Here is a 16753-nt window from a genome sequence, read left to right on the forward strand (position 1 = left end):
CCAATCATGAAAAACATATATTCAATCGTAATAATCGCATTACTTTTAGTCTCGTGTGGAGGCGACAAAAAAAACTCTACAGAGAACGTTTTAGAAAGTAATAGCTTAGAATCTATTCGCAAAAAAAGAGGCGAATTAGTTAATGAGCAGCAAGCCATTCACGATCAAATTAAATTATTAGATGAAAAAATAAAAAGTTTAGATACAACCCAAAATGTTCCTTTAATAACAACACTTACAGCAAAGACAGAAAAGTTTGAACACGTACTAGAATTACAAGGTAATGTTACCACAAAAGACCTTTTAACTATAACGCCAGAGTACAATGGCATTTTAACTTACGTCTATGTAAAAGAAGGTCAGAAAGTTAGAAAAGGTCAGTTATTAGCTAAAATTGACGATGGTGGTTTAAGTCAGCAAGTTGCTCAATTAAAAATTCAATCGGAATTAGCTAAAACTACTTACGAGCGCCAAAAGCGTCTTTGGGACCAAAATATTGGCAGTGAAATTCAATATTTACAAGCAAAATCTACTTACGAGTCTCAACAAGAAGCCGTAAATCAATTACAACAACAAATTGCTAAAACAACAGTGAAAGCTCCTTTTTCTGGCACTATTGACGATGTAATTACAGAACAAGGAAGTGTTGTAGCTGCAGGCCAAACACCTTTAATGCGTATTGTAAATCTAGACAATATGTATATTGAGGTAGAAGTACCAGAAAGCTATATTTCTAATGTTGTAAAGGGTAAAAAGGTTGAAGTTGAAATTCCTGTTCTTGGAAAAACAATAGAAACAAAAATTCGCCAAGCAAGTGATTTTATTAATCCTGCCAACAGAACATTTAAAGCAGAAATTGAGGTGGCTAACAAAGACAAGGATATAAAGCCAAACCTTACAGCTCGTTTAAAAATTAACGATTACACAAGTGAAAACGCCATTTTAATTCCTCAAAGCGTGATTTCAGAAAATGCAGAAGGTGAGCAATATGTATATATAGTAGCTGACAAAAACCAGAAAGGTATTGGTACTGCAAAGCGAATTATTATTAAAACAGGAAAAACTCAAGGCGATGTTATTGAAGTTTTAAATAATTTAAAAGAAGGTGCCGAAATCGTAAAGGAAGGAGCGCGTAGTGTAAAAGACGGTCAAACAGTTGAAGTAATCGGCTATAAAGAAATGGGCAATGAGTAACAAAAAGAAAAAAAATACTGAGAAGGAATTTGGAATGTCGTCGTGGGCAATAAACAATAAAACCACAATGTATGTTCTTATTGCAGTCTTTTTCTATTTAGGTGTTTCTGCTTTCTTTAGCATGCCTAGAGAAAATTTTCCAGAGGTGAACGAAACCAAAATCTATGTCAGTACTGTTTATCCTGGAAATACTGCAGAGGATATTGAAAAGTTAATTATTGATCCTTTAGAAGACAAATTAAAAACAGTTAGTAATGTTGTAGAAACCACATCAACTTCTCAAGAAGATTACGGCATGCTAATTGTTGAGTTTGATGAAGGCATTACTGTAGAAGGTGCTTTACAAAAAGTAAAAGACGAAATTGACACAGAAACCTCAGGTGAAGATTGGCCAACTTTTAATGGAGCAAAAGTAGAACCAGATGTTTTTGAATTAAGTCTTTCTGAAGAAATGCCAATTCTTAACATTAATATTTCTGGAGATTACACGGTTGAAAAATTAAAAGATTTTGCAGAATATCTTCAAGATGAAATAGAAAATCTTCAAGAAATTAAAAAAGCAGATATTAGAGGTGCTCAAGAAAAAGAAGTTGAAGTAGCTGTAGACATTTATAAAATGATGGCTGCAAAAGTAACCTTTAGTGATATTCTTGGAGCTATAGGCAATGGTAATATTACACAGTCTGCTGGAAATCTAAAAGCTAGTGGTCAACGTCGTACTATTAGAATTATTGGTGAAATTGAAAAACCTTCAGATTTAGAAAATTTTGTAGTAAAATCTGAAAACGGAAATGCCATTTACCTTAAAGATGTAGCTTCTGTTTCTTTTAAAGAAGAAGACAAAACCACATTTGCGAGAAAATCTGGAAAACCAGTAGTAATGCTCGACGTTAAAAAACGAGCAGGAAAAAACATGGTGGCAGCAGCAGAACAAATACAAGTAATTGTAGAAGATGCAAAAACAAACGTTTTTCCGCAAGACTTAGTTGTTTCTATAACTAACGACCAGTCTGAGAAAACAATTGGTCAAGTAGATGATTTAGTTAATAATATCATTTTCGGAGTTATTTTAGTAGTTACAGTTTTAATGTTCTTCTTAGGATTTAAAAACGCCCTTTTTGTTGGTTTTGCCATACCAATGTCTATGTTTATGTCCTTAATGATTTTAAACCTTATTGGTTATAGTTTAAATACTATGGTGCTTTTTGGTTTAATTATGGGACTTGGTATGTTAGTAGACAACGGAATTGTGGTTGTTGAAAACGTCTACAGATTAATGGAAGAGGAAGGCATGAGCAGAATAGAAGCTGCTAAAAAGGGTATTGGCGAAATAGCTTTTCCTATAATAATATCTACAGCAACTACAGTTGCTGCCTTTGTTCCATTAGGTCTTTGGCCAGGAATTATGGGAGAATTCATGAAGATTTTACCAATAACATTATCTATTGTTTTAGGGTCTTCTTTATTTGTTGCCATATTTTTCAACTCTGTTTTAGTATCTAGATATATGACCATTGAGGATAAGGATATGCCAATAAATCAAATTATTAAAACAACTGCTATAGTTGGAGTAATTGGCTTATTAATTCTATTGTTTGGTGAAACCTACAGAGGCTTAGGAACTATAATGATATTTACTGCAGTAATGCTTTGGGTTTATCGCTTTTTTATAAGAAAATGGGCTAATAGTTTCCAGAATAAATCTTTAGTAAAACTAGAAAATTGGTACGAAAGTCAATTACGTTGGGCACTAATAGGTTGGAAACCTCAGATATTAACAGCTTTAACTGTTGTTTTATTATTTGCATCTTTTATTGCATTTGGTATTTCAGTATCAACGCAACGAACCAAAATTGAATTTTTTCCAGATAATAAACCAAACCAGATTATTGTCTATATAGAATATCCTGAAGGTACTGCGATTGAAAAAACAAATGCAATCACTAAGCAAATTGAAAATCGCGTTTATGAAGTAATCAATGATGATTATTACATGGATGGCGACAAAAACTTCTTGGTAGAAAGTGCTGTTTCGCAAGTTGGAGAAGGTGCCGGAAACCCAAATACAGATTCTGGTTCTGCAGCAGAAATGCCACATAAAGCAAAAATCACAGCATCCATGCGAGAGTATAAATATCGTCGTGGTGAAGACAGTGAAATTTTACGTCAAAAAGTGCAAGCTGCTTTGGTTGGTATATATCCAGGCGTTTTAATTTCGGTTGAAAAGGATGTTAACGGACCACCTGCCGGATCACCAATTAATATTGAAATTGAAGGTGATGATTATGTAGAATTGATAGCTACTGCTGAGAGAATGCGAGAGTTTATTAACTCTAAAAACGTAGCTGGTATAGACGAGCTTAAGATTGATGTTAACAAAGATAAGCCAACCATGCTTGTTGAGATAGATAGACAAAAAGCTGGTGAATTAGGTGTTACAGCAAACCAAATTGGTAGTCAATTAAGAAACTCTATCTTTGGATCTAAAGCCGGAATTTATAAAGAAGATGGTGACGATTTTGATATTTATGTTCGTTTTAATGAAGAGAATAGATATAATACAAGTGCCTTATTCAATCAAAATATAACCTTTAGAGATAATACTGGTCAATTAAAAGAAGTACCATTATCTGCTGTTGCAAAACAGAAAAACAATTCAGGATTTAATGCCATAAAACATAAAGATGCTAAGCGAGTGGTAACAGTGTACTCTGCTTTAGCACCAGGTTTTACAGATGCAGGAGCCATTGTTACTCAGATTCAAAATGAAATGAAGAGTTTTGAAGGTTTATCTGAGGATATTCATATCGATTACACAGGTCAAATTGAAGAACAGAACAAACAAATGGCATTCTTAATGGGTGCATTTTTTACTGGTCTAGGTTTAATTTTCTTCATATTAATATTTCAATTCAACTCTATTTCTAAGCCAACTATTATAATGATTGCTATATTCTTAAGTTTTATTGGAGTATTTGGAGGGATTGTGCTTTCTGGTAGTGCCTTTGTTATAATGATGACAATGGTTGGTATTATTTCCCTGGCTGGTATTGTGGTAAACAATGGTGTAGTGCTTTTAGATTACGCGCAATTATTAATAGACAGAAAGAAGAATAAGTTAAATCTAGATGAAAGTGATTTCTTAACCATAGAAGATTTATTTGAAAGTATCTTAAAAGCAGGTAAAGCGCGTTTAAGACCCGTTTTATTAACGGCAATTACGACTATTTTAGGATTAATTCCGTTGGCAATTGGTTTAAACATTAACTTCTTTACCTTATTTGCAGACTTTAACCCTAACATTTATATGGGTGGAGATAACGTGGTATTTTGGGGACCATTAGCATGGACTGTTATTTATGGATTATTAGTTGCTACATTCTTAACTTTAATTGTAGTACCAATTTTATTCTTTTTAAGTGTAAGGCTAAAAATGTGGTTACGCATTAAATTTACATCACAACCCTTAAGAGCTTCTGAAGCTGAAACGATTACCAAAATTGAAGATAGCTCTACAATTGCAATAAACAATTAATTATAATTTGTTATTTAAATAGAAAAATCCGAAGTCTTTACTTCGGATTTTTTACTTTTGCATTTCTAATAAAAATCTATGTATAGAAGTCACAATTGTGGTGAATTAAGAGCATCACACAACAATACAGAAGTTACACTTTCCGGATGGGTTCAAGGTGTACGCGATAAAGGATTTATGATTTATATAGACCTTAGAGATCGCTACGGCATAACACAATTATATTTTGACGAAGAACGCACACCAAAAGCCATTATGGAAAAGGCTTCAAAATTGGGACGCGAATTTGTAATACAAGTTAAAGGAAACGTTATAGAACGTGCTTCAAAAAATCCCAATATTCCAACAGGAGATATAGAAGTTTTAGTATCTGAACTTAACATTTTAAACAGTTCTTTAGTTCCACCTTTTACTATAGAAGATAAAACCGATGGAGGCGATGATTTGCGTATGAAATATCGTTATTTAGATATTCGTCGTAATCCTGTAAAAAACAGCTTAATTTTTAGACATAAAGTAGCACAAGCGGTTAGAAATTATTTATCTAACGAGGATTTTATTGAGGTTGAAACACCTTATTTAATAAAATCTACACCAGAAGGTGCTAGAGATTTTGTGGTACCTTCTCGTATGAACGAAGGGCAATTTTACGCCTTACCACAATCGCCTCAAACATTCAAACAGTTATTGATGGTTGGTGGCATGGATAAATACTTTCAGATTGTAAAGTGTTTTAGAGATGAAGATTTAAGAGCAGACAGACAGCCAGAATTTACACAAATAGATTGTGAAATGGCGTTTGTAGAGCAAGAAGATATATTAAATACGTTTGAAGGTTTAACACGTCATTTATTAAAAGAAGTAAATGGTGTTGAAGTAGAAAAATTCCCAAGAATCTTATACGATGATGCTATGCGTTTGTACGGAAACGACAAACCAGACATTAGATTTGGGATGGAGTTTGGCGAATTAAACGAAGTAACACAGCATAAAGATTTTGGCGTTTTTAATTCTGCTGAATTAGTAATTGGTATTGCCGTACCTGGTGGAAATAAATTTACAAGAAAAGAGATAGACAACTTAATTAAATGGGTAAAACGCCCTCAAGTTGGTGCTTTAGGTATGATTTATTCTCGTTGTAACGACGATGGAACATTTAAATCTTCAGTAGATAAATTTTACGATCAAGAGGATTTAGCAAAATGGGCAGAAGTTACAGGTGCAAAAGCGGGTGATTTAGTTTGTGTACTTTCTGGAGAAACAAACAAAGTAAGAGCACAATTAAGTGCATTACGTATGGAATTAGCAGAACAATTAGGTTTAAGAAAACCTAATGAATTTGCACCACTTTGGGTAATGGATTTCCCGCTTTTAGAATGGGATGAGGATACCGAACGTTACCATGCCATGCACCACCCATTTACATCACCAAAGCCTGGTCAGTTAGAATTATTAGACACCAATCCTGGTGACGTAAAAGCTAATGCATACGATTTAGTTTTAAATGGAAACGAAATTGGAGGTGGTTCAATTAGAATTCACGATAAAGCAACCCAAGCCATTATGTTGAAACATTTAGGTTTTTCTGAAGAAGAAGCTAGAGCACAATTTGGTTTCTTAATGGATGCTTTTGAATATGGTGCACCACCACATGGTGGAATTGCTTTTGGGCTAGATAGATTGGTTGCCATTTTAGGTGGCCAAGAAACCATACGAGATTACATTGCGTTCCCTAAAAATAATTCGGGTAGAGATGTTATGATTGATGCACCTGCACCAATTGATGATGAACAACTCGCAGAATTGAGTTTAAAACTTAATTTAAAATCGTAAAATTCAAAATCCTGCTTTATGCAGGATTTTTTTAGCTTTAATGCTATGCCTAAACACACCTTTTTAAAGCAAATACTTATTTGGAGAGCCAAAAATATTTCCAAAAAACAATTTGTAATGATACTAAGTATCATCATTGGTTTTACTGCAGGCATGGGAGCCGTTGTATTAAAAAACTTAACCCACTTTATTCAGTTTTTACTAGAAACTAAAGTGGTAAAGTATTACCATCATGCATTTTATTTTTTGTTTCCTATTTTAGGTTTAACCATTGTCTATCTCATTATTAAATATATAATAAGACATAGGGTAAACCATGGTATTCCTTCAACTCTATATGCTATTTCTAAACGTAAAGGCATAATGAAACCTTTTCAAATGTTTGGTTCTATTTTAACCGCTCCCATAACCATTGGGTTTGGTGGTTCAGTGGGACTAGAAGGACCAACTGTTGCTACTGGTGCAGCATTAGGTTCAAACATTGCCAGAATGTTTCATATGAACCAGACTACAAGAACTTTACTTGTTGGTTGTGCAGCTGCAGGAGCAATGAGTTCTATTTTTAAAGCTCCCGTTGCAGCAATTATTTTTGCCATCGAAGTATTCAGCTTAGATTTAACAATTGCTTCAATGCTACCATTATTGCTGGCATCACTTTCTGCCATATTAACATCTCAATTTTTCTTTGGTGATGATTTAATATTACCTTTTAGAATAGAAGATAAATTCTCACTTTCTGATGCTCCATTTTACATACTTTTAGGGATTATAGCCGCTTTCGTTTCCATATATTTTACTGAAGTTTATGACCGAATGCAAAAATTATTTGATAAACTAAATTCTCCCATTAGAAAATTAGTAGTTGGTGGAATTGGTATAGGTTTACTAGTTTATTTAATTCCACCATTGTATGGTGAAGGTTTTGTTGTAATTAATAATTTAATTGTTGGTAGTCCGGAAAAAGCTTTAGAAAACAACATCTTCCATCTAGATTTAACAAATATTTGGAATGTAGTTTGGTTACTTCTGTCACTTATGCTATTTAAGATTATTGCTAGCTCACTTACTTTTGGTGCAGGTGGTGTAGGTGGTATTTTTGCTCCAACTTTATTTATGGGTAGTATTATGGGCTTCTGTATGTCTAAAATTATTAATCATAGTGGGTTAATTAGTAATCCAATTTCTGAAAGTAATTTTACTCTGGTTGGTATGGCAGGTCTTCTAGCTGGTGTTTTACATGCACCACTCACAGCTATTTTCTTAATCGCAGAACTGACTGGTGGATATGACCTTTTTGTTCCACTCATGCTTACTTCGGCTATTTCATTTAGTATAACAAAATACTTTAAACCTCATTCCGTTTATAATATGGAATTAGGAAGAAAAGGTGAATTAATAACCCATGATAAAGATCACGCTGTTTTAACTTTAATGGATATTGATAGAGTTATTGAAACCGATTTTACAGTCTTAAATCCAGATATGACTTTGGAAGAAATCATTCAAAAAGCTGTGATAAAATCAAATCGGAATATTTATCCTGTAATAGATAAGGATAGCCATCAGTTAGATGGTGTTATTTTATTGGATGATTTGCGTTCAATTATGTTTGATCAATCCTTATATAAAAAACTAACAGCTGCCGATTTAATGCAAAAGCCTCCTAGTATTATTAATTTAGATAAGGATAAAATGACTGATATTATGAAAAAATTTCAAGATAGTAGTGCTTGGAATTTACCAGTTAAAAAAGATAAAAAGTATTATGGTTTTATTACAAAATCTAAACTACTAACCTCTTATAGACGACAATTAATTAATCTGCAAGCAGAATCTTAAAGGTATTAATTATTTAAAGTCTTTCCTTTGTGCAAATAGACATAATTAAGAGCACAAAAAAATTGAAATACTCTTTAAAATTTAAAATTTTACCAATTATATTATTTAATACCAATAAAATTATTGAAATTCGTGTGTTATTGCCATAAACATTTAACTATCAACCATAACACAAGACTTACATATAAGTTTTTGTAATTATTAACCATGCCTTCAACTTATAAAAAACTATTAAAGAAATTCTTAATTTGGAAATATAAACATATTTCTGAGCGTCAGTTTGTATTTATTCTTAGTGTTTTAGTTGGTTTTTTAGCAGGAACAGGAACGGTTGTACTTAAAAATTTAACACATTATATCCGTCTGCTGTTAGAGTTAGAATCGTTTAGAAATCATCATCATGCACTCTATTTTATTTTTCCTATTATAGGATTAATACTGGTTTACATCATTAAAAAGACATGGTTAAAAAAGCATATTGGTCATGGTATTTCTTCTACATTACATGCTATTTCAAAATTAAACGGTATAATTCCTAGATATAATATTTATGCCGCATTAATAACCGCTCCTTTAACAGCTGGTTTTGGTGGTTCGGTTGGATTGCAAGGTCCTGCTGTGAGTGTAGGTTCTGCTTTAGGATCTAATGCAGCACGTTTTTTTCATATGAGTCAAAAAACAAGGATGCTTTTAATTGGTTGTGCAGCTGCTGGCGCAATGGCATCTATGTTTAAAGCTCCTATTGCCGCCATTATTTTTGCAGTAGAAATATTTAGTTTTGATATTGCTTTCACCTCACTAATTCCATTGTTATTAGCATCCGTTTCTGCAGTTGTAACTTCATATTTTTTTCTAGGTACAGACGTTCTTTTACGTTTTGAATTAACAGACAAATTTCAAATTAACGATATTGGTTTTTATATAATTTTAGCATTAATTACTGGCCTTGCCTCTGTATATTTCTCTAAAGTTTACTTTGCTATAACCAACTTTTTTCAACGATTTGAGAGTCGTGCAAAACGATTATTAATAGGAGGATTGGCTATCGGAACTATCCTATATATTATTCCGGCATTATATGGTGAAGGTTATGGAATTATGAACAATTTACTAAAAGGTGACCATATTGCAGCTATAGGTAAAACTCCTTTCAACTTTGATTTATCTAATATTTGGGTTGTAATAGGCCTTCTATTAGGTATTGGAATTTTTAAAGCTGTGGCCATGACAACTACGTTTGGTGCAGGAGGTGTTGGAGGTGTTTTTATCCCAACTCTTGTTATGGGAAGTGCTTTAGGCAATGCATTTGCCAAAATTATAAATAATATTGGACTAGATTTTCATGTATCTGAATCTAATTTTACACTAATAGGAATGACTGGTTTAATGGCAGGCGTTTTACATGCACCTTTAACAGCCATATTTTTAATTGCCGAAATCACAGGTGGATATGAGCTCTTTGTTCCTTTAATGATTGTCTCAGCAATTTCATTTTCAATTACAAAATATTATATTTCTCACTCTATATATACTTTAAAATTAGCAGAACGTGGCGAGCTAATCACACACGATAAAGACAAAAATGTACTCATGGTATTAAATATAGATAAAGTTATAGAAACCAACTTTATTGTCCTTAAACCAGAAATGACATTACGCTATATTTTAAATAATGCCGTAGCAAAATCTTCTCGCAATCATTTCCCTGTCGTTGATGATAAGTATCGTTTTTTAGGAGTTATACGTTTAGATGACATAAGACACATGATGTTTAACCAAGACCTGTATGATAAAGTAGATGCCGCTAGTTTAATGCACGGAGACGCAGGAATAATTAACTATGAAGAGGATTCTATGAGTGTTATTATGAAAAAATTTAAAAATAGTGGAGCATGGAATTTACCCGTAATTAAGGAAGGTAAATATTATGGTTACATCTCAAAATCTAAACTATTAACAGCTTATAGACAACAGCTCATTAATTTTACTTAATTCTTATTTATTTAACCATTCCATATTAACTAATAACATCGTATAATATCAATTTGTTAACTTTACTTCAATGAAACTTACAAAAACTATCACATTTATTGCTTTTTTAGCGTCCATTGCAAGTATAACTTGTGGACTACTTTTAGACTTAAACTACAAAGAAAAGCTAATTGGTTTTGGTGTTGTTAGCTTATTTTTTATTGTTTTTCCACTGTTTTCTTATTACAGATGGAAAGATAAAGATCTAAAAGATTATATGATTAATAAGGAAAATCTTGATAAAATGCGTAAAAATCAGCAAGAATCTAAATATTAACAAGCAAAATTCTTATCAAAGAAAATTTATTAAAAAAACGTTGCATATTAGACATAGCAAGGGAATAATTGATTTGATTATAACTCGCTGATCTTCAATATTAAAGCTAAAACTCAAATTAAAACGATTTATTAACATTTACGTTTGTTTTTATATTATCTTTGCGTTTTAATTTTTATATAATTTTATAATGACTGGAACAGTTAAATTTTTTAATGATTCAAAAGGATTTGGATTCATTACCAACGAAGAAACAGGAAAAGACATCTTTGTACACGTATCAAACCTTAATGGCGTAGAATTACGTGAAGGTGATCAAGTTGAGTACACAGAAGAAGAAGGAAGAAAAGGAATGGTAGCCGCTAATGTAGAGGTACTATAAGTATATATCTTACAAGTTTCAACGCTCAACCTTTGGTTGGGCGTTTTTTTTTGCTTTTATCTGAAATAAATAAGCCATTCAATGTTAAAACAAAAATCTTACTTAAGGTTTAATACAGAAGGCTTTTATTATGCCTATTCAAAAACTATTGGTAAATCTGATACAGGCAATTTTGCAATATAATACGGTTGCGTCATTACACTAGTTGCATTTCCTTTGGGTGCAATATGATTTACTTTAATTATCTTTTTCTCTGGAGTTGTAGTAATCGCTACATCAATTTTATGACCTCCACTCCCTTTTACGTCTGCAAAAACAGCAATTATGCTATATTTTGTAAAATCGATATCAGTTTCTGTAAAACCTTGAGACACTTTATTAGCAGAATCCAATTGTTTTAAAAGTACGCTCCAATCGTTTTTATTTGTAATAACTATGTTTTGTTTTACTATACCTTCAGCACCAGAACCGTAAAGATTTCCTTTAGCTATTAAAACAGATTCAACATTTTTATTAGCCATATCAGTACTTGTTTTATTACAATTACAACCCAAAACAAATACTAAGGATAGTAAAATTAAAGTCTTTATTTTCATGAGTTTATCTTTATTTGGTTCTTTTAAACTAATTTAAATTACGTTTTTCAATAAAAAAACGTTTCATTAATGCCGATGCTTCCTCAGCTAAAATCCCACTTACAACTTCCGTTTTGGGATGCAATGTTGTTCCCAAATTTTTAAAACCTCTTTGTAAGTCTGAAGCACCATATACAATCTTAGAAATCTGACTCCAAAACAATGCACCTGCACACATTTGACAAGGTTCTAAAGTGACATACAATGTACATTTATTTAGATATTTTCCACCTAAAAAATTAGCTGCAGATGTTATGGCTTGCATTTCTGCATGTGCAGTAACATCATTTAATAATTCCGTTAAATTATGTGTTCTTGCAATAATTCTATCTTCTACTACAATTATTGCACCAACCGGAATTTCCCCTTTTTCAAAAGCCATTTCAGCTTCCTGAAGTGCTTTTTTCATATAATAGGTGTCATCAAAAGGATTTATCATAGTTGTAAAAATACAATTTCAAATTTACTATTAGTGTTTACGGCAAGAAATTTGATGCTACAATTCAAAGCCATCAATTATGAAAACCCACTACTCTATTTCAATACCAAAACCTTGCCACGAAGATTGGTCTAAAATGTCACCGAATGAAAAAGGACGGTTTTGCCAGTCTTGTTCTAAATCAGTTATTGATTTTACTGCAATGCCAAAAGTAGCGATTGAAAATTACCTTACTCTTAATTCTAATAAAAAAGTGTGTGGACGATTTAAGGTGTCTCAACTTGAACAAATTCAAATTAAAATACCACGTAAAATATTAGAACAACAAACTAGTTTTCATAAGCTTTTTCTACTATCCTTGTTGATTGCAATGGGAACAACGCTGTTTAATTGTTCTGACAAAAACGGAACCACCAAGAAAATAGATATGATAGAAGTTGTAGATACTTTAGAAACTGAATTTATAGAAACAGTAAAAATAGCGACCACTGAAGTAGCTACTGATTCTACTACTTGTAAAATCAAAGAAAGGAAACCCGTTAAAATTAAAAAAAATGAACCTCCTACTCCTGTTTTAACAGGACTTATAATTGTTGACGAATCTACACACAATGAAAATATAAATGTAAATGACGTAGAACCTAACTTAGATGAATTAGAAGACGATATTATTATTGGTTTTCCTGTTGTGGAAAAAGTTCCTGAATTTAAGGGTACACCTAAAAACTTAACCAATTCAGAAAAGAAAAAATACATGTCTCAAAAAATCAATGAGATTATATCTTCAAATTTTAATACTAAATTAGGAAAGCAGCTTAAACTAAAAGGAAAACAAAGAATCCTTGTGCTCTTTAAAATCGACAAAGATGGAAATGTAGCCAACATTAGAGCTAGAGCAAGCCATATACAATTAGAAGATGAAGCGAAACGTGTTGTCAACTTATTGCCAAAATTTATACCTGGACAACAACGTGGAATAAATATTGGCGTTGCATATTCTTTACCTATTGTATTTTTTGTTGAAGACTAGAAGACTAATTAAATCTTGTATTTTTACAAAGTGAAAAATGAGCTTCTTAAAAATATCAATCTTCCAAAAGATTTACGTCTCTTAAAGCAAGACGATTTACCTCAACTTGCTCAAGAATTACGTAATTTTATTATTAATATCGTCGCTACAAAAGAAGGACATTTAGGCGCTAGTCTTGGTGTTATAGAATTAACTATTGCTCTACATTATGTTTTTAACACACCACAAGACGAATTAATATGGGATGTTGGCCACCAAGCCTATGGGCACAAAATATTAACAGGACGTAAAGCCATATTTGATACTAACAGACAACTAAATGGTATTAGTGGTTTTCCAAAACGTAGCGAAAGCACTTATGACGCCTTTGGTGTTGGGCACTCTTCTACATCAATTTCTGCAGCCTTAGGTATGGCAATAGCATCACAATTAAAAGGCGAAAACAAACACCATATTGCTGTAATTGGTGATGCCTCTATTGCAAGCGGAATGGCTTTTGAAGGCTTAAACCATGCTGGAGTTACAGATGCAAATCTATTAGTGATTCTAAACGATAACGCTATTGGCATTGATCCTAGTGTTGGTGCTTTAAAACAATATTTAACCAATGTTAAAAAAGGTACTGAAAAGCAAGATAATATTTTTGAAGCTCTAAATTTTGATTATTCCGGTCCTATTGATGGCCATGATTTACCATTATTACTTTCAGAATTAAACCGACTAAAAACGGTAAAAGGTCCAAAATTTTTACACATAATTACTACCAAAGGAAAAGGATTAAAACAAGCCGAATTAAATCAAGTAAGATATCATGCTCCTGGGAAATTTGATGCCAAAACAGGAGAATTAGTTACAAAAACTAGCGAAAAGCTACCTCCAAAATTTCAAGATGTCTTTGGAGAAACCATAGTAGAATTAGCTCTTAAAAATGACAAAATTGTTGGAATTACACCTGCTATGCCAACTGGAAGTTCTTTAAAATACATGATGGAAACTATACCTAATCGTGCTTTTGACGTTGGTATTGCAGAACAACATGCTGTTACTTTAGCTGCTGGTATGGCTACACAAGGGCTTATACCTTTTTGTAACATCTATTCTACCTTTTTACAACGTGCTTATGACCAAGTTATACACGATGTAGCTTTACAAAACTTACCAGTTATATTTTGTTTAGACCGAGCAGGTTTAGTAGGCGAAGATGGTGCTACACATCATGGTGTATTTGATTTGGCATACTTAAATTGTATACCTAATTTGGTGATTTTTGCTCCAAGTAATGCTATTGCGTTAAGAAATATGATGTATACGGCTCAGCTAGGAATTAATTTTCCCTTGGCAATTCGTTACCCAAGAGGACGAGGCCATCTTTTACATTGGAAAAATCCTTTTAAAATTATAGAAATAGGAAAAGGTATTTGCATAAAAGAAGGTAAAGATATAGCTGTTCTTTCTATAGGTACAGTTTTAAAAAACGTTGAAGATGCTATTGAATTAATTGACCAAAAAGAATCTATTGGCTGTTACGATATGCAGTTTGTGAAACCACTTGATGAAACTTTGTTACACAATATTTTTTCTAAATACAAAGCTATAATTACAATAGAAGATGGTACTATTGTTGGCGGATTTGCAAGTTCTATATTAGCTTTTGCAAATCAAAAAGGATATAATCAACGCATCTTAACTTTAGGTATTGAAGATAAATTTATTGAGCATGGCTCTGTTAGCCAATTGCAGCAATTGCAACAATTAGATGTTTTATCAATTAAAAAAGAGATTAACGATTTACTCTTCTTTATCAATAACAGCTAAATCTTTTGGTTGTTCAACTTTCTGTTCTACTTCAATCTTTTTGTAAGAAAAATTTACTTCGTTTCTACTAGTAATATCGTCTAACATTAAAAGGCAGGTCACAACAACAAAAAATATGACTAAACCTCCAAGAATATTATTTCTCATAAGTAGGTGTTTTAATAGCTTGAATATCAAATCAAAATTAAATAATTTGTCGTTAAAAAACAAATTTATTCGACAAAATACACAATTTTAGATTTGGCCTTTCAATTTTTTATGCAATAACATTGCGTTAGTATCTGATAATTTCGAAATATAAAGACAAACAGCTAATAAATTATTATACAGAGATTTGTTACCTAACTTTACGGTTTCTGGTAGTATGTTTACTAAGAGTTTATCATAATTGGTCATATTACCCTCAAAGTAATTAAAGGCCATTTTACCAAAAGATTTGAGAAGCTGGTTTAGAATTTCATAACCAGCAATTTCTTTATTTATAACCTCTTTAGATTGGTAAACATTATTAATACTTATATTAATAATATCTTTGATTTGTGCTTTATACTGGCTAACATCTAATAATGCTGTTTCAAACTTACCTGCTAAAATATCTTCTTCATGTGTCATAAATAAAGAAGCCGCTTCATTGATTAATCTACCAATGGCCAAGGCTCTTAAATAGCTTATCCTGTCCTCTGTTGTTCTTAAAGCGTTGTAATTTTCAGTTTTAATACTGTCTCTTACTAAATTTATTAAATACTCTAAAGCATATTCTTCTTGTATTAACCCAAGATTAATTCCATCTTCAAAATCTATTATAGTATAACAAATATCATCTGCAGCCTCTACCAAATAAGCCAAAGGATGTCTATTAAAACTTAAGTTTTCATTACTTCGTTTTGTTAATCCTAACTCAAAAGCAACCTCATTAAACATCTGTTTTTCACTTTGAAAAAAGCCGTATTTTTTATCTACTACATGATTGGATGGTCTTTTTGGTAATGATTCTTTTGGGTATTTCATAAATGCGCCCAAAGTAGCAAAGCTTAATCTTAAACCTCCTTCTCTACCTTCTCTACTTTCCGTTAAAATTTTGAAACCATTCGCATTACCTTCAAAATCACATAGATCTTGATATTCTTTATCTGTTAAATGATTTTTAAACTGTAATCCATTTCCGGATTTAAAATAAGCACCTATGGCTTTTTCTCCTGAATGGCCAAAGGGCGGATTCCCTATATCATGTGCTAAAGCGGCTGCCGCAACAATAGCACCAAAATCATTCATTTTATAACCATGTACATTTTCTAGATGCGGATGTTTTTTTAACAACAACTGCCCTACTTTTCTTCCTAAAGAACGACCAACTACGCTTACTTCTAAACTATGAGTTAAGCGTGTGTGTACAAAATCTGTTTTTGATAAAGGAACAACTTGAGTCTTATCTTGAAGCCCTCTAAACTCCGATGAAAATATAATACGGTCGTAATCAACTTCAAAACCTAAACGTGTTTCATCTTGTTCTTTTCTTAATCTTTTATTTGTGTCGCCAAAGCGCTTTAAAGAGAGTAATTGTTCCCAATTCATAAATACATAATTATAACCTGCAAGATAAGTAAATTGATATAGAATTGAGTACTAAAAGAAGGATAGACAGTATTCCATTTTATGTTATGTAAATGTTTCCTAAATATAAATTCGCATAATATTAACGTAACGATACGCTAACCATTTAGTGATGAATCGTTAATTTTTATA

The 16753-nt window shown here is 32.1% G+C and carries 13 protein-coding genes; 9 read left to right on the forward strand and 4 right to left on the reverse strand.

The annotated features are described in order from the left end of the window. Positions 1 to 6: 6 nt before the first annotated feature. The 7 genes from HNV10_RS14000 to HNV10_RS14030 all read left to right on the forward strand — a co-directional run bounded on the left by HNV10_RS14000 (position 7) and on the right by HNV10_RS14030 (position 11091). Entirely contained in the window at positions 7 to 1194 is a 1188-nt protein-coding gene (locus tag HNV10_RS14000; protein ID WP_173302020.1) for an efflux RND transporter periplasmic adaptor subunit, read from the forward strand. Then, the gene (locus HNV10_RS14005) at positions 1187 to 4729 is read left to right on the forward strand and encodes an efflux RND transporter permease subunit (RefSeq protein WP_173302021.1); all 3543 of its coding nucleotides are present in this window, start codon (positions 1187 to 1189) and stop codon (positions 4727 to 4729) included. Before HNV10_RS14000 ends, HNV10_RS14005 begins: the two co-directional genes overlap by 8 nt. Before the next feature lie 78 nt (positions 4730 to 4807). Continuing rightward, entirely contained in the window at positions 4808 to 6562 is a 1755-nt protein-coding gene (gene aspS / locus HNV10_RS14010) for an aspartate--tRNA ligase (RefSeq protein WP_173302022.1), read from the forward strand. Positions 6563 to 6580: 18 nt separating this feature from the next. Further along, complete coding sequence (locus tag HNV10_RS14015) at positions 6581 to 8401, forward strand: chloride channel protein (RefSeq protein WP_241695514.1); 1821 nt, start codon at positions 6581 to 6583, stop codon at positions 8399 to 8401. A 207-nt stretch (positions 8402 to 8608) separates the two neighbouring features. Further along, the gene (locus HNV10_RS14020) at positions 8609 to 10393 is read left to right on the forward strand and encodes a chloride channel protein (RefSeq protein WP_173302023.1); all 1785 of its coding nucleotides are present in this window, start codon (positions 8609 to 8611) and stop codon (positions 10391 to 10393) included. A gap of 70 nt (positions 10394 to 10463) precedes the next feature. Further along, a complete protein-coding gene (locus HNV10_RS14025; protein WP_173302024.1) occupies positions 10464 to 10709 on the forward strand; it encodes a hypothetical protein in 246 nt (81 codons plus the stop codon). A gap of 190 nt (positions 10710 to 10899) precedes the next feature. Next, positions 10900 to 11091: a cold-shock protein gene (locus HNV10_RS14030; protein WP_173302025.1), complete on the forward strand. Its 192-nt coding sequence runs from the start codon at positions 10900 to 10902 to the stop codon at positions 11089 to 11091. A 134-nt stretch (positions 11092 to 11225) separates the two neighbouring features. On the opposite strand, the gene HNV10_RS14035 is transcribed toward HNV10_RS14030, so the two are convergent. Continuing rightward, the gene (locus HNV10_RS14035) at positions 11226 to 11687 is read right to left on the reverse strand and encodes a protease complex subunit PrcB family protein (protein WP_173302026.1); all 462 of its coding nucleotides are present in this window, start codon (positions 11685 to 11687) and stop codon (positions 11226 to 11228) included. Between the two features lie 28 nt (positions 11688 to 11715). Beyond that, positions 11716 to 12165: a nucleoside deaminase gene (locus tag HNV10_RS14040; protein WP_173302027.1), complete on the reverse strand. Its 450-nt coding sequence runs from the start codon at positions 12163 to 12165 to the stop codon at positions 11716 to 11718. Between the two features lie 79 nt (positions 12166 to 12244). Between HNV10_RS14040 and HNV10_RS14045 the strand changes: the two genes are divergently transcribed. Both HNV10_RS14045 and HNV10_RS14050 read left to right on the forward strand, forming a co-directional pair. Further along, on the forward strand, positions 12245 to 13195 hold the full coding sequence (locus tag HNV10_RS14045; RefSeq protein ID WP_173302028.1) for an energy transducer TonB: 951 nt from the start codon (positions 12245 to 12247) through the stop codon (positions 13193 to 13195). A 30-nt stretch (positions 13196 to 13225) separates the two neighbouring features. Continuing rightward, the gene (locus tag HNV10_RS14050) at positions 13226 to 15010 is read left to right on the forward strand and encodes a 1-deoxy-D-xylulose-5-phosphate synthase (protein ID WP_173302029.1); all 1785 of its coding nucleotides are present in this window, start codon (positions 13226 to 13228) and stop codon (positions 15008 to 15010) included. Here the strand turns inward: HNV10_RS14050 and HNV10_RS14055 are convergent. Next, positions 14984 to 15157, reverse strand: coding sequence for a hypothetical protein (locus HNV10_RS14055; RefSeq protein WP_173302030.1), 174 nt, complete (start codon positions 15155 to 15157; stop codon positions 14984 to 14986). The two genes, HNV10_RS14050 and HNV10_RS14055, sit on opposite strands and share 27 nt — an antisense overlap. Before the next feature lie 87 nt (positions 15158 to 15244). Next, entirely contained in the window at positions 15245 to 16582 is a 1338-nt protein-coding gene (locus tag HNV10_RS14060; RefSeq protein WP_173302031.1) for a deoxyguanosinetriphosphate triphosphohydrolase, read from the reverse strand. Positions 16583 to 16753: the final 171 nt, after the last annotated feature.

The organism is Winogradskyella litoriviva, from assembly GCF_013249065.1.
GTDB lineage: Bacteria > Bacteroidota > Bacteroidia > Flavobacteriales > Flavobacteriaceae > Winogradskyella > Winogradskyella litoriviva.

Excerpts from the sequence above, each read along its gene's own strand:
- HNV10_RS14000 (WP_173302020.1), top strand. The coding sequence starts at position 7 with ATGAAAAACATATATTCAATCGTAATAATCGCATTACTTTTAGTCTCG.
- HNV10_RS14005 (WP_173302021.1), top strand. The coding sequence starts at position 1,187 with ATGAGTAACAAAAAGAAAAAAAATACTGAGAAGGAATTTGGAATGTCG.
- aspS (WP_173302022.1), top strand. The coding sequence starts at position 4,808 with ATGTATAGAAGTCACAATTGTGGTGAATTAAGAGCATCACACAACAAT.
- HNV10_RS14015 (WP_241695514.1), top strand. The coding sequence starts at position 6,581 with ATGCAGGATTTTTTTAGCTTTAATGCTATGCCTAAACACACCTTTTTA.
- HNV10_RS14020 (WP_173302023.1), top strand. The coding sequence starts at position 8,609 with ATGCCTTCAACTTATAAAAAACTATTAAAGAAATTCTTAATTTGGAAA.
- HNV10_RS14025 (WP_173302024.1), top strand. The coding sequence starts at position 10,464 with ATGAAACTTACAAAAACTATCACATTTATTGCTTTTTTAGCGTCCATT.
- HNV10_RS14030 (WP_173302025.1), top strand. The coding sequence starts at position 10,900 with ATGACTGGAACAGTTAAATTTTTTAATGATTCAAAAGGATTTGGATTC.
- HNV10_RS14035 (WP_173302026.1), bottom strand. The coding sequence starts at position 11,687 with ATGAAAATAAAGACTTTAATTTTACTATCCTTAGTATTTGTTTTGGGT.
- HNV10_RS14040 (WP_173302027.1), bottom strand. The coding sequence starts at position 12,165 with ATGATAAATCCTTTTGATGACACCTATTATATGAAAAAAGCACTTCAG.
- HNV10_RS14045 (WP_173302028.1), top strand. The coding sequence starts at position 12,245 with ATGAAAACCCACTACTCTATTTCAATACCAAAACCTTGCCACGAAGAT.
- HNV10_RS14055 (WP_173302030.1), bottom strand. The coding sequence starts at position 15,157 with ATGAGAAATAATATTCTTGGAGGTTTAGTCATATTTTTTGTTGTTGTG.
- HNV10_RS14060 (WP_173302031.1), bottom strand. The coding sequence starts at position 16,582 with ATGAATTGGGAACAATTACTCTCTTTAAAGCGCTTTGGCGACACAAAT.